The 12,235-nt window shown below is 73.5% G+C and carries 13 protein-coding genes, 1 tRNA gene and 1 pseudogene; 6 read left to right on the forward strand and 9 right to left on the reverse strand.

The features are described 5' to 3' along the window. Positions 1 to 135 precede the first annotated feature (135 nt). Complete coding sequence (locus OG990_RS25930; RefSeq protein WP_406077455.1) at positions 136 to 1,314, forward strand: low temperature requirement protein A; 1,179 nt, start codon at positions 136 to 138, stop codon at positions 1,312 to 1,314. Positions 1,315 to 1,450: 136 nt separating this feature from the next. Continuing rightward, positions 1,451 to 1,693, forward strand: a complete 243-nt coding sequence (locus tag OG990_RS25935) for a tyrosine-type recombinase/integrase (protein ID WP_406077456.1) — start codon at positions 1,451 to 1,453, stop codon at positions 1,691 to 1,693. A 62-nt stretch (positions 1,694 to 1,755) separates the two neighbouring features. Here OG990_RS25935 and OG990_RS25940 read toward each other — a convergent pair. The 6 genes from OG990_RS25940 to OG990_RS25965 form a co-directional block, all read right to left on the reverse strand. Beyond that, a tRNA-Ala gene (locus OG990_RS25940) sits at positions 1,756 to 1,832 on the reverse strand. Positions 1,833 to 2,570: 738 nt separating this feature from the next. Then, on the reverse strand, positions 2,571 to 3,353 hold the full coding sequence (locus tag OG990_RS25945) for a hypothetical protein (RefSeq protein ID WP_328423270.1): 783 nt from the start codon (positions 3,351 to 3,353) through the stop codon (positions 2,571 to 2,573). 177 nt (positions 3,354 to 3,530) lie between these two features. Further along, the gene (locus OG990_RS25950) at positions 3,531 to 4,181 is read right to left on the reverse strand and encodes a GNAT family N-acetyltransferase (RefSeq protein WP_406077457.1); all 651 of its coding nucleotides are present in this window, start codon (positions 4,179 to 4,181) and stop codon (positions 3,531 to 3,533) included. Positions 4,182 to 4,376: 195 nt separating this feature from the next. Then, the gene (gene glp, locus OG990_RS25955; protein WP_328423266.1) at positions 4,377 to 5,690 is read right to left on the reverse strand and encodes a gephyrin-like molybdotransferase Glp; all 1,314 of its coding nucleotides are present in this window, start codon (positions 5,688 to 5,690) and stop codon (positions 4,377 to 4,379) included. Beyond that, positions 5,687 to 6,649, reverse strand: coding sequence for a UTP--glucose-1-phosphate uridylyltransferase (locus OG990_RS25960; RefSeq protein WP_328423264.1), 963 nt, complete (start codon positions 6,647 to 6,649; stop codon positions 5,687 to 5,689). Before OG990_RS25960 ends, glp begins: the two co-directional genes overlap by 4 nt. A 9-nt stretch (positions 6,650 to 6,658) precedes the next feature. Next, positions 6,659 to 9,049, reverse strand: coding sequence for a diguanylate cyclase (locus OG990_RS25965; protein WP_406077458.1), 2,391 nt, complete (start codon positions 9,047 to 9,049; stop codon positions 6,659 to 6,661). Positions 9,050 to 9,135: 86 nt separating this feature from the next. Between OG990_RS25965 and OG990_RS25970 the strand changes: the two genes are divergently transcribed. Next, complete coding sequence (locus tag OG990_RS25970) at positions 9,136 to 9,813, forward strand: 5-formyltetrahydrofolate cyclo-ligase (protein ID WP_406077459.1); 678 nt, start codon at positions 9,136 to 9,138, stop codon at positions 9,811 to 9,813. Then, a pseudogene (locus OG990_RS25975) lies at positions 9,810 to 10,016 on the forward strand (FmdB family zinc ribbon protein); the annotation flags it as partial. The gene OG990_RS25970 and the pseudogene OG990_RS25975, both read left to right, overlap by 4 nt. 14 nt (positions 10,017 to 10,030) lie before the next feature. Here the strand turns inward: OG990_RS25975 and OG990_RS25980 are convergent. After that, on the reverse strand, positions 10,031 to 10,300 hold the full coding sequence (locus OG990_RS25980; RefSeq protein WP_328426883.1) for a hypothetical protein: 270 nt from the start codon (positions 10,298 to 10,300) through the stop codon (positions 10,031 to 10,033). Between the two features lie 176 nt (positions 10,301 to 10,476). Here OG990_RS25980 and OG990_RS25985 point away from each other — a divergent pair, with 176 nt between their 5' ends. Then, a complete protein-coding gene (locus tag OG990_RS25985) occupies positions 10,477 to 11,079 on the forward strand; it encodes a flagellar biosynthesis protein FlgA (protein ID WP_386985312.1) in 603 nt (200 codons plus the stop codon). Positions 11,080 to 11,098: 19 nt separating this feature from the next. On the opposite strand, the gene OG990_RS25990 is transcribed toward OG990_RS25985, so the two are convergent. Beyond that, complete coding sequence (locus tag OG990_RS25990) at positions 11,099 to 11,281, reverse strand: hypothetical protein (RefSeq protein WP_328423254.1); 183 nt, start codon at positions 11,279 to 11,281, stop codon at positions 11,099 to 11,101. A 104-nt stretch (positions 11,282 to 11,385) separates the two neighbouring features. On the opposite strand from OG990_RS25990, the gene OG990_RS25995 reads away from it, so the two are divergent. Further along, positions 11,386 to 11,718: a hypothetical protein gene (locus OG990_RS25995; protein WP_328423252.1), complete on the forward strand. Its 333-nt coding sequence runs from the start codon at positions 11,386 to 11,388 to the stop codon at positions 11,716 to 11,718. A gap of 19 nt (positions 11,719 to 11,737) precedes the next feature. Here the strand turns inward: OG990_RS25995 and OG990_RS26000 are convergent, their stop codons facing one another. Continuing rightward, positions 11,738 to 12,220: a DUF2231 domain-containing protein gene (locus tag OG990_RS26000; RefSeq protein WP_406077460.1), complete on the reverse strand. Its 483-nt coding sequence runs from the start codon at positions 12,218 to 12,220 to the stop codon at positions 11,738 to 11,740. Positions 12,221 to 12,235: the final 15 nt, after the last annotated feature.

Consider the following 12,235-nt stretch of genomic DNA (forward strand, 5'->3'; position numbering starts at 1 on the left):
GTCCCTGGACCGTCGCCCGTCCGTGTAACGCGGGTCGCTCGATCCAGTCCACGGCAGCACGTCCGCGGTCAGCGCCGCTGCCGCATGTCAGAATGCTCCCAAACCTGGAGCAGAGCTGGCAGAACGGGCGAGCCGATGACGACGAGCAGGGCCGAGCTGGTGCGGAAAGCCGGGGATCCGCAGCGGGCTACGTTCCTGGAACTCTTCTTCGACCTGGTGTTTGTCCTCGCGCTCGCTCAGCTCTCGCGCGGCCTGGCCGAGGATCTCGGGTGGAGCGGTGCTTTCCGGACGCTGGTGCTGTTGGGGGCCATGTGGTGGGTCTGGTCCAGCACCGCGTGGCTAACCGACCGGACGGACCCGCAACGACCGGTAATCCAGGCGCTGGTCATCGCGACCATGGTCGGCAGCCTGGTGATGGCGGCCGCGGTGCCCGAGGCATTCGGCGACACGGGCCTGATCTTCGCGGGTACGTACGTCGCCGTCCAGCTCGCCCGCGGGCTCGTCCTCGTGGCCGTTCTGCGTGGCCACGAGCTGCAGCGCACCGGCGTGCGCGGGCTGTTCTGGTACGGCCTGTCGGCGTTGCCGTGGATCGCGGGGGCGCTCGTGCACGGTACGGCGCGTGGCGCGTTGTGGGCACTCGCGGTGGTCCTTGACCACACGGCAGGCAGAATCGGCTTCCCCACCCCAGGGGCGGGCCGTACGCCCAGCCAAGACCTTGTGATCTCGGGCGAGCACCTGTCCGAGCGCTACCGGCAGTTCTTCATCATCGCGCTCGGCGAGCTGATCCTGGTGACGGGACTGGCGTTGAGCAGCAGCGGCTTCGCGCCTGACGGGGTCGCCGCGTTCGCAGTGTCGATCGCGACCACCGTGCTGCTGTGGCGGATCTACATCTACCGCGCTGGGCAAGTCCTGGCGGAAGCCATCGCCGCGTCTGCCGACCCGGTCCGCCTCGCCCGATCGGCGTCATACGCCCACCTGGTGATGGTGGCCGGCGTGGTCGTTGCCGCCGTCGGCGCCGAACTCGTCATCTCCCATCCACTCGGGCACACCCCACCGGCCTGGATCGCCGTCATCCTCGGCGGACCCGCGCTGTACCTGGCCGGGCGTGCCCACTTCGAGTACGCGGTATTCGGCCGCGTATCCCGGTCCCGACCGATCGGCGTCCTTGCGCTGGCCGCCCTGACACCGGCGATGCTCCCCCTGCCGCCACTCGTGGTCGCCACCGCCGCTGCCCTCGTCCTGACCGGGATCGCCATATCCGACGCAGCCCGCGCCCGCAGACGCCCGCCCGAGCCGCCGTCACCACCCGGCTAGCCGGAAAGTGTCACCCATGTCTTGAGACTGTTCTGCCACGCAGGTCCTGAGACCCGACACGCGGATCATCCGAGTGTCGTACTCCGCTTGATCCGTTACACGGTGGCTTCAGCTGATACGTGACGCTTCGCCAGCGTTGGGCCGAGGCCCCCGCACCTCTCACTCGCTGCGGCACTATTTCGCTACCCGCCTGATCACCTCGGGTGCCGACCCCACCGACGTGCAGAACGCGCTACGGCACTCCAGCCAGCGGATCACCCTGGAAACCTACGTGCGCTGGTGGCCGAAGAAGGACCGCCGCCGCAACATCATCAGCGGCGCGCTCCGCGACGCGAGCGCCAAACGAAAACGGGGCCCGAAGGCCCCGGATCCTCGCTGATTTGTGCCGGATCTGTGCCCGCCGATCTTGCTGGCGGGATTTCCCCTGGTCAACGGTATTGCTGGTGGAGCTGAGGGGATTTGAACCCCTGACCCCCTCGATGCGAACGAGGTGCGCTACCAGTCTGCGCCACAGCCCCTCCGCCGGCGAACCGGCTTCGGTCCCACCCGGCTTACACCGGGCGGGCCGGCAGCAAGGCTAACAGGTCGCCGGCTCTCACCGCGAATCCGCCCCCGGTGCGGCGCTCCCCCACCCCAAAGATCCACTCGACGTCCCCGAAACCGGGGCATCAAGGACGCCGCGACACCCCGACCCCCAGGAAACGAGTCGATCAAGCGCCAGCGCCGACAGCTCGCCGACATGGGGGTGTCGCCGCGGACGGACACCCCCACATCGGCGCCCTGGAGTCGATCAAGCGGTCGGCGCCGGCAGCTCGCCGACATGGGGGTGTCACCGCGGACGGATACCCCATATCGGCGCCCTGGAGTCGATCAAGCGCCAGCGGCGGCGGCGAGCCGACGTGGGGGTATCGCCGCGGACGGATGCCCCCACATCGCCGCCCTGGAGTCGATCAAGCATCGGCGCCGGCAGCTCGCCGAAATGGGGGTATCGCCGCGGACGGATGCCCCCACATCGCCGCCCTGGAGTCGATCAAGCATCGGCGCCGGCAGCTCGCCGAAATGGGGGTATCGCCGCGGACGGACACCCCACATCGCCGCCCCGGAGTCGATCAAGCGCTCGCGCCCCGCCAGGGAGAGGGATCGCCGCAGCTGGCCGCGCAGGGCCGACCAAGCACCGGCGCGGCCGCGCAGGCCGACCAAGCACCGCAGCGGCCGCGCGGGGACGATCAAGCACCGCAGCGGCTGCGCGGGGCCGATCAGGCGCCGCGGCCGGCCTCGTAGGGGCGTCCGCGCAGTCCGCCCGACCGCCGGTACGAGACCGATCCGCCGTTGACCGCAGCCGGCAGGTCGCCCGGCCGGTCCAGGCCCATCGCGGCCCGGCGTACCCCCTCGCGCTGGGCGGCCAGGCGGCGCTGGACCTCCCGCCGGGCCGTTGCCCGGCGGGCCTGCTCGCGGCGCACCTCGGCCTGGCGGGCTGCCAGCCAGGCCGCCTCCCGGGCCCGGGCGCGACGCCGACGGCGGCCGGCCAGTGCCTGACCCCGCAGGTGGACGACGTACACGGCCAGCAGCAGGAACGTGACCGAGAAGCTGATCCAGAAGCCGGGGCTGACGAACAGCACGCCGATCAACTCGACGAAGTTGAGCAGCAGCAGGGCGGCGAGCACCCGGCGACGGCGGTACACGGCGGGGGTGTGCTGCCGGCGGGGCGGCGGGCGGCGGCGGGACCGCTTCGGGGCGGGGGGCACGGCTCGCAGCCGGCCGGAGCGGCGGCCCGCCGGAGGCGCGGAGACCGGCGCGGTCAGCACTCCAGTCGTCGCATCCTCACTGAGGGTGACGACTAGCGAACGCGGAGGGTGAACGGGTCGCCGTCCCGGCACAGTGCGGCGTCGCCGGCGGCGCTGGAGCACCCGCGCCGTCGACTGCGCCCGCTCCGCCACCAGCCGCTCGGTGGCGTCGTACCGGCGGACCAACGCCGGGGCCAGGGCGAGCAGGCCAGCGGCGGCGAGGACGGCGAGGAGCACCGAGGTCGGCACCCTCACCCCTCCCGTCACCGAATTCGGAGCAACCGCCTTTCGACCGCAGGATCTTCCACCGATTGCGCTCGGTTGCGTGGATCGTCCGGACGGGCAGCGCTTGCCGCAGCTTGCAGTTACTTGAGGTTACGGCGCACCGACCGGGATGCCGCCGCGCCGCGCCGATCCCGCCCATGGGACGACCTACCGCGCAGCGGCGCGCACCCGGTGCCAGCGGGCCAGCAGACCGCCTTCGGCAGCGATCTCCTCACTGGTCATCGCGTATCCGATGTGGTCCCGCCAGGCGCCGTCGATGTGCATGTAGCGCACGTGGTACGACTCCTCGCGGAAGCCCAGCTTCTCCACCACCCGCCGGGACGGCCGGTTCTCCGGCCGGATGTTGACCTCCACCCGGTGCAGCCCGCCCGGGCCGAACGCGTGATCCACGGCCAGCGCGAGCGCCGTCGGGATCACCCCCTGACCAGCGACTCGGGCATCCACCCAGTAGCCGACGTACCCGGAGCAGAACGCCCGCCGCACGACGCTGCCCACGTTGAGGTGCCCGACCAGCCGATCCCGGTCGGCCTCACGCAGGCAGACGGCGAACGGCATGCCCTCACCCTCGCGGGCCGAGCGCCGCTGGTCGCGGTGCACCCAGCGGAACGCGGCCGGCGAGTTCAGCTCGTCCCAGCTACCGGGCAGCGACGACTCCCAGGGTGCCAGCCAGGCCCGGTTGGCACGGCGCACCTCCGACCACGCGGCGGCGTCGGAGCGCCGGTAGGGCCGCAGCAGCACCGGACCGTCGACCAGCACCGCCGGCCAGCCGGGCGCCCGCGCGGGGCCGAAGAGACTCACCCGGACAGTCTCCCGCGCGGGACCGTGTCGTGCGCAAGTGGACCCACCGCGCTCACGACAAAGGACCGCACAACCGCGCGGGCATATGCGGCCCGCGAACCGCCCGAACGGACCGCCGCAACCACGCGGACGAATGCGGCCCGCGAAACACCCGAACGGACCACCGCAACCGCGGGCGGGCCGACCGGGGTACCGTCACCGGCGACGGTCCAACAGCAGGACGTCCACCGTGGAGCCGGCGGCGGCGGTGGTGACCCGTTCGCCGAGCACCAGCAGCCCGTTCGCCTCGGCCAGCCCGGAGAGGGTGAACGGCCCACCGCTGAGCGGCTGCACCGTGTAACCGCCGCCGCGCCGCTCAGCGACGTGTGCGGGCCGGAACTCGCGCAGCCCACCCGGGGACGACACGGTCTCCAGCAGGTGAGCCCGCACGCTGGGCCGGAAGACCGGCTCGGCGCCGGCGAGCAGTTGGATGGCAGGGCGGGCCAGCACCTCGAAGCCGATCAGCGCGGCGCCCGGGTCGCCGGGCAGGCAGACCACCGGCACCTCCTCGGCGCCGACCGTGCCGAACCCGAGCGCGGTACCGGGATAGAGCGCCACGTCGGTGAAGGTGACCGGCCCGGCCCGGCTGCCCTCCCGGCGGGACAGGATCCGGCGCACCATGTCGCCGGGGCCGGTGCCGGTCCCCCCGGTGGTGATGATCAGGTCGGCGCGCAGGGTCTGGTCCTCCAGCAGACCGCGCAGCCCTTCCGGGTCGTCGTCGCAGATGCCCACCCGGTACGCCAGTGCGCCCACTTCGGCGGCGGCGGCGGTCAACGCGTGCGAGTTCGCGTCCACCACCTGCCCGGGCTGGCTGCCCCGGCCCACGTCGACCAGTTCGTCACCGGTCGCCACGATGACCACCCGCGGACTGGGCCGGACCACCACGTGCCCGATGCCGGTGGCGGCGAAGACCGCGACCAGCGCCGGGGAGACGTACGTGCCGGCCCGGGCGAGCAGGGTGCCGGCGGGCAACTCCTCACCGGCGCGGCGGACCCCGTACCCCCGCTTGGGGGTGCGGAAGATCTCCACCGCGGCCATGCCCTGGTCGGTCCACTCCACCGGGACCACGACGTCGGCGGCGACCGGCAGCGGCGCCCCGGCGGCCACCGAGAAGCACGAGCCCGGGGTGAGCCGGACGGGCCGCCAGCTCGCCGCGCCGAGGTCGCCGACCACGTTGAGCCGGATGGTCCGACCCCCGGGCGTGCCGGAAGGAGCCGGGACGTAGCTCGGCCCCCGGCCCCCTCCCGAGATGTCCTCCCAGCGGGCCGCGTACCCGTCCACGGCCGCCTGGTCGAAGGCCGGGAAGGCGTGCGGCGCGACAACGTCCTCCGCGAGGACGTTGCCGTGCGCCTGGGTGAGGTCGAGGTCGAGTGGCGGCAGCGCGCGTAACCTGCGCAGCACGCTGCCCAGGTAGTCGGCGAGCGGCGTCAACTCGTTCGCGGCCGCCTCGGCGTCGGCCGTCGCGGTCATGTACCAGATCCGCCTGCCGCGTCGGCGTTGACGAAGTCGGCCAGCCAGGCGCGGAACTCGGTGCCGAGGTCCTCGCGTTCGGCGGCGATCTGCACCACCGTCTGGAGGTAGCCCAGCGGCATGCCGGTGTCGTAGCGGGTGCCCCGGTAGACGATCGCGTGCACCGGCGTGCCCTCGGTGCGCAGCAGCTCCATCGCGTCGGTCAGCTGGATCTCGCCGCCGCTGCCCGGCTTGGTCCGCCGGATCGCGTCGAAGATCCGGCCCGGCAGCACGTAGCGGCCGAGCACGGCGAGGTTGCTCGGCGCGTCCTCCGGCTGCGGCTTCTCCACCATGCCGGTCACCTTGACGACCTCGCCGATGTCGGTCAGCTCCGCCTCGGCGGGCTCCACGGAGGCGATGCCGTACCGCTTGGTGTCGGCCGGGTCGACCTCGAAGAAGGCGAGCACCACACCGCCGGTGCGGGCCTGCAGCTCCAGCATCGCCGGCAGCAGCGGCTCGGACGGCTTGACGAACTCGTCGCCGAGCAGCACCGCGAAGGGCTGGTCACCGACGTGCGACTCGGCGTACCCGACGGCGTGGCCGAGGCCGAGTTGCTCCGGCTGCCGGACGGTGTAGATCTCGGCGAGTTCGCTGGGCCGGCGCACGGCGGCCAGCCGCTCGGTGTCGCCCTTCTCCTCCAGCCTGGTCTCCAGGTCGGGGCGACGGTCGAAGTGATCCACCATCGATGTCTTACCCCGGCCGGTAATCAGTAACACGTCACCGATGCCGGCCTGGGTGGCCTCCTCGACGATGTACTGCAACACCGGCCGGTCCACCACCGGCAGCAACTCCTTGGGCACCGCCTTGGTGGCAGGCAGGAACCGGGTGGCCAGTCCGGCCGCCGGGATGACGGCCTTGACCGCCAGGGGACGGCCGGTTGCGGCGACCGTCGGTGAAGGGCTCGCTGAGTGCTCCGACATGCCGCGAGACTATCGGCCACGGCTCTGCCGCGGCGGGTGTGGCCCGGAAGACGCGCCGCCGCCCGACCCAGGCCGGGCAGCGTCCGGGCCGGCCAGGGCCTCGTCCGCGGCGCTGGCCGCCGGGTCGTTGGCCGGTTCCGGCCGAGCGTGCGCCGGCCCCACCGGCGGCGATTCCGGTACGCCCACAGCCGGCTCCGACCGGGCGTGCCCGCCCGGCTCCCGGATGACCTGCACGGGCTGGCCGGCGCGCGGCAGCCCGTCCGGTGGGCTCACCGCCCCCGCCGGGACCGGGATCTCCCGCGTCGGCACGTCCGGGCACAACTCGGCGATCCGGTAGGTGTCCCGGCCGGCAGCCTTGGCTGCGTAGAGCGCGTCGTCGGCGGCCTCCAGCACGTCCCGCCCGGTGCTGCCGTGGTCCGGGTAGACGGCGATGCCCACCGACACGGTCACCACGATCGGCCCCGCGTACGCCTCGACGGCGATCGGCGTCTCCCGGACCGCCGCGCCCAGCCGCTCCGCCACGATCGCCGCGCCCCGGGAGTCGGTCTCCGGCAGCAGCAGCACGAACTCCTCGCCGCCCTGCCGGAAGGCCAGGTCCACCTCGCGGATCTCGCCGCGCATCCGCCGGGCGAACTCGGCCAGCACGGTGTCCCCCGCCGCGTGTCCGTACGTGTCGTTGACGTCCTTGAACCGGTCCAGGTCCAGGGCGAGGACGCTGAGCATCCGGCCGAACCGGCTGGCCCGTTCCACCTCCCGTCGGATCGACTCGCGCAGGTAGCGGTAGTTCCACAGCCCGGTGAGCGGGTCGGTGAGCGAGAGCCGCTGCGCCTCCTCGTGCACCCGGACGTTGTCCACCGCCACCGCCGCGTGCCCGGCGAAGGTGCGCAGGGTGACCAGGTCGTCGTCGTCGAACTCGTCGGCGCCCAGCCGGTCGTAGAGGGCCAGCACGCCGAGTGCCGCCGCTGGTGCGCCAGCCTCCTCGGCGGGCGCGGAGCCACCAGCAGCGCCCCCGATCGGTCCGAACGACCCGACCGGCCCGACGCCCCCGATCGGCCCGGCCGGGGTGGCCGTCGCGCCGCCGCCCGGAGTGGCGAACGGGACCGCGACGTACGTGCGGCAGCGCGGCTCACCCACCGGGACCTCGGTGGGCTCCATCCGCCCCCGCTGCGGCTCCCCGGTGGCGGCCACCGCGCCGACCACCCCGACGCCCACCGGCACCCGCAACGTCTGCGGCCCGTCCGCGGCCCCCTGCGGCCAGCGCCCGTCCAGCCCTTCGGTGCACTGCGCCACGAGCACCCCACCGGCCTCCACCAGCAGCACCGCTCCGGCCCGCGCCCCGGTTGCCGCGATGGCGCTGTGCAGGATCACCCGCAGGATGCGCTGCAGGTCGTGCGTGCTGGCCAGGGTGTCGCCGAGCACCGCGAGGTGCCCGCGTAACTGGTCCCGGCTGCTGGTGAGCGCCGCGACGTAGGACCCGGTCTCCCGGGTCATCCGGTTGAACGCCGCGGCCAGCCGGCCCAACTCGTCGCGGCTGCGCACCGGCACCCGGGCGGTCAGGTCGCCGTGTGCCACCCGGTCCACCGCGCCGGCGAGTTCCATCAGCGGCCGGGTGGTCACCCGGGCCAGTCGCCAGGCGGTCAGGACGGCGAGCAGTCCGGCCAGCCCGACCACGCCGGCCAGCGTGGCATGCAGTCCCGGTGGCCGCTCGCTGGGTACCGAGAGCACCAGCGGCAGCGGCTGCCCGGTCGACGGGCCGATCCGCCGCACGTACCGGCCCTCGCTGGTCTCGGTGACCCGCTCGTTGTCGACCGTGCTGGCGGCGGCCAGCACCGCGTCGCGTACCTCGCGCGACTCGGTGGTGTGGGTGAACCGCGCGGCGCTCGCACCGCCGTCGAGCAGGGTGACCGCCACCCCGGTCACCGCCGCGAGCCGGGCCACGAAGGCCGGGTCGACCAGTTGCGCGGCCGCCACCGTGCCGAGCAGGGTGCCGGCCCGGTCGCGCAGGTCGACCCGGGCGGCCAGGGCACGGACCGGGCCGGACGACACCGCGGTCGGACCGGTGCAGTCCCGCCAGGGGGTCGACGGCGCGCCGGGCGAGGCGTAGGTGACCCGACCGGTCACGTCGGTGATCAGCACTGCGGCGGCCAGCCCCCGGCCGACCAGTTGATCGGCGGCACCGGACGGGTCGGCGGTGAGGGCGACCGCGTCGGCGGTGGCACGTAGCTGCTGGCAGAGCGCGTCGATCGAGGTACGGACGGTGGACGCAGCCACCCCCAGGCGCTCGGTGGAGCGGCTGCGATCGACGGCGGTGACGATGGAGGCGACAAAGAACGCGCCGAGCAGGACCGGGCCGAGCACCACTACGAGGAAGGCTGCCGTCAACCGCCCGCGTAGCGTCACTCGGTCCCCCCCGGAAGTTCCGCCTCCGTTGCTTGCGATGCTGACACAGAGCAACCGTGGGAGAGGCGTTGCGTCAGGAGTGTTGCGTGCCGGAATTTTCTGATGAAGCGGAAGTGACCCGAGTGACCAAGCGGGACACCCGCGCCGAGCTGCTCGCCCACCGCCGGTCGCTGTCCGGGCCGGCCCGGACCGCAGCCGCCGAGCGCGTCCAGGCCGAGCTGGTCGCGCTGGTACGCCGGCTGCGCCCCAGCCGGATGACGGCGTACGTGCCGGTCGGTTCCGAACCGGGCGGGGCTGATCTACCGGAGGTGCTGCGGGCGGCGCTGCCGGCCGATGCCGAGCTGCTGCTGCCGGTGCTCCGTGACGACCTGGATCTGGACTGGGCGGCGTATACCGGACCGGACGCTTTGATCGCTGCCGGCCGGGGTATCCGGGAGCCGACCGGTGCCCGGCTGGGGGTGGCCGCGGTGACCGGCGCGGAGTTGGTGGTCGTACCGGCTCTGGCGGTCGACCGGCAGGGCCGGCGGCTGGGGCGTGGCGGCGGCTCGTACGACCGGGCGCTGGCCCGGGTGCCCACGGCGACGCTGACCGTGGTCCCGTTGCACGATGGCGAGCTGGTCGAGGCGCTGCCCGTCGAGCCGCACGACCGCCCGGTCCGCGCGGTCGTCACCCCGGCCGACGGGGTGCGTACGCTTGACGGCGGCCCGGGTACGGCGCATGGTGTCGCGCCCCACACGTCCGCTGGACGAACCCGGGCCGAATGACGCACCATTGGCACTCGAATAGGTCGAGTGCCAACTGGCCGAGTCCAGATCCGGAGGAGAACGTGCCCACGTACCAGTACGCCTGCACCGCGTGCGGTAACCAGCTCGAGGCGGTGCAGTCCTTCTCTGACGAGCCGCTGACCGAGTGCCCGGCGTGTCAGGGGCGGCTGCGCAAGGTCTTCAACTCGGTCGGCATCGTCTTCAAGGGCTCCGGCTTCTACCGCACCGACTCGCGGGCGTCCGGCTCCGAGACGACGGCCGCCGGCACGGCGGGCAAGCCGGCCAAGTCCGAGTCGTCCTCGTCGTCCTCGGGTGGGGACTCCGGGTCATCCTCCAGCTCCTCGTCCGGTTCCTCCTCGTCGTCCGGGTCGTCCTCGTCGTCCAACTCCTCCTCGTCGTCGTCCGGCGGGTCGAGCAGCGGCAAAGCCCCGGCGGCCAGCACCACGTCCTGACCGCCGCCCATTGATCCGGGTCGGGTCTGATCCACTCGGGTCGATCGGGCGGTCCTCCCGCGCCATAGCAGGTCGGATCGGTCGGTAGGTGGTTGTCCACAGGCCGGCCGGTTGTCCACAGGCGCCGGGGGACGGCCGTCTGAGCGAGCCCCGACCGTCCTAACCTGCCGCCCACGGGTGTCGCTGCGGCACCCGGGACGGGAGGCGGCAGATGGCGACCGGCGATCCAGACTCCGCGCGGGCGTTGCGCCCGCTGCGCCGGCTCGCCCTGCCCGGCGGGCGCACCCTGCTCCGGGCCGGTCTGGTCGCCGCGCTGCTGGGCCTGGCCGCCGCCGTCCTGCACACCCCGACCGGCTGCCCGCCGACCACGGCCGCGCGGTCGCCTGGAGCAGCGGGCGCGGATGGCACGGTCGACAGCGCGGGAAAGGCCGACGGGAGTGGGCCGGCCGACCCGAACGGCCCGGTCGACGGGCTGGTGCCGACCGGGAGTAGCGCGGCGGCCGACGGGACGCAGGCGACGTCCAGGCCGTTACCGCTGCCCAGTGGCGCGGTCGGGGTGCCGGTCCGGCTGGCCGAGCCGGCCGCACTGGCGGTCGTCCGCCCCGGGGCACGGGTCGATCTGCTGGCGGCGCCACCGGGCGGGACGGGCACCGAGGCGGCGCTGCTCGCTCCCCGAGCGCTGGTGCTGGACGTGCTGGGTGCCGGGGCGACAGACGGGTCCGCGGCGCTCTATCTGGCGCTCCGCCCCGACCAGGCGCAACGCGCGGTCGGGCTGCCCGAGGGAAGCCGGTTCGCCATCGTCGTCCGCGGTTGACCGCGACCCGCCGCCGGGGTCAGTCCCAGTGCGGGGGGCGTTCGGCGAGCAGCCAGTCGTCGTTGCCGCCGGTCCGCTCGCCCCAGCCGCGGTCGGTGTCGTCGGTGGTCTGCTCGGGCAGCACCACGAAGTCATCGCTCAGGTCGACGGTGCGCTCATCGTCGCCACGCGCGCCCTGCGTGCCGGGGTCCTCGGTGCTCACGAGCGGCAAGACTAACGCAGCCGACGGCAGCGGACCGATCGCGGACGGTGGCGCGCCGGCCAGAAGCGACCGGGCCGCCGGCCGCGTTGGTAGCGTCGGACGGCGTGACGACCCCCAGCGGTGGCAACACCCCGGACGACTACTGGCGACGGCCCGGGAGCGGTGGTGACGCGGCGGCGGACCAACCCTCCGCCGCACCCGGAACCGCACCGGCGAGCGCGTACGCCGGCCCGCCGCCGAGCGTGCCGCCACCAGCGGGCTGGCGTCCACCCGTACACCTGGAAGCGGCGCCGCCCCGGCGGCTGCCGCCGCAGGACATGGCCGGCCTGGACGCGGCCGAACAGCGCTCGCAGCGGCTCACCTACGGCTTCGGCGCGGCGGCCGGCGTGGTGCTGGTGGTGCTGGTCTGTCTGCTCTGCTCGCGGATCATCTTCTGACTCGCGTCCCGGCCGACGGTCAGAGGGTGGTGCTCCAGACGGCCTGGGCGCCGGAGTGGCCGGTCAGGTAGACGTAGACCAGGGCGGCGATGGACAGCGCGACGACCGCCACCGCCAGCACCGGGGTCACCAACGCCGGCAGCCGCGGCACCCGGGGATGCCCGCTGGTCGCCACCAGCAACAGGATCGCCACGATCCCGAGCGGCAGCACGATCCGGAACAAAATGTCGCCGTAGCGGGAGTGCTCGAAGATCTGGTCGAGGATCGGGCCCTGAAAACCCTTGGCGACCAGCGCGTCGGTGAACGCCTCACCCGACTGGACGGCCACGAAGGCGGTCAGCGGCGCGGCCACGGCGAGGAAGCCCAGTGCCCAGTCCAGCCGGTGCCGCCAGCGCGGCAGCCCCACGTACGCGATGGCCAGCACGGCCAGCAGCGGCACGAACACGACCACCGCGTGGACCACCAGGACGTGTACCGGTAGACCCAGGATCTCCTCGAACATCGACACCCTCCAGGT

Origin of the sequence: Micromonospora sp. NBC_00858 (assembly GCF_045207365.1) — a bacterium.
Classification (GTDB): domain Bacteria; phylum Actinomycetota; class Actinomycetes; order Mycobacteriales; family Micromonosporaceae; genus Micromonospora.

Coding starts and splice junctions, on each gene's coding strand:
- OG990_RS25930 (WP_406077455.1), top strand. CDS start 136: ATGACGACGAGCAGGGCCGAGCTGGTGCGGAAAGCCGGGGATCCGCAG.
- OG990_RS25985 (WP_386985312.1), top strand. CDS start 10,477: ATGGCGACCGGCGATCCAGACTCCGCGCGGGCGTTGCGCCCGCTGCGC.
- OG990_RS25960 (WP_328423264.1), bottom strand. CDS start 6,649: ATGTCGGAGCACTCAGCGAGCCCTTCACCGACGGTCGCCGCAACCGGC.
- OG990_RS26000 (WP_406077460.1), bottom strand. CDS start 12,220: ATGTTCGAGGAGATCCTGGGTCTACCGGTACACGTCCTGGTGGTCCAC.
- glp (WP_328423266.1), bottom strand. CDS start 5,690: ATGACCGCGACGGCCGACGCCGAGGCGGCCGCGAACGAGTTGACGCCG.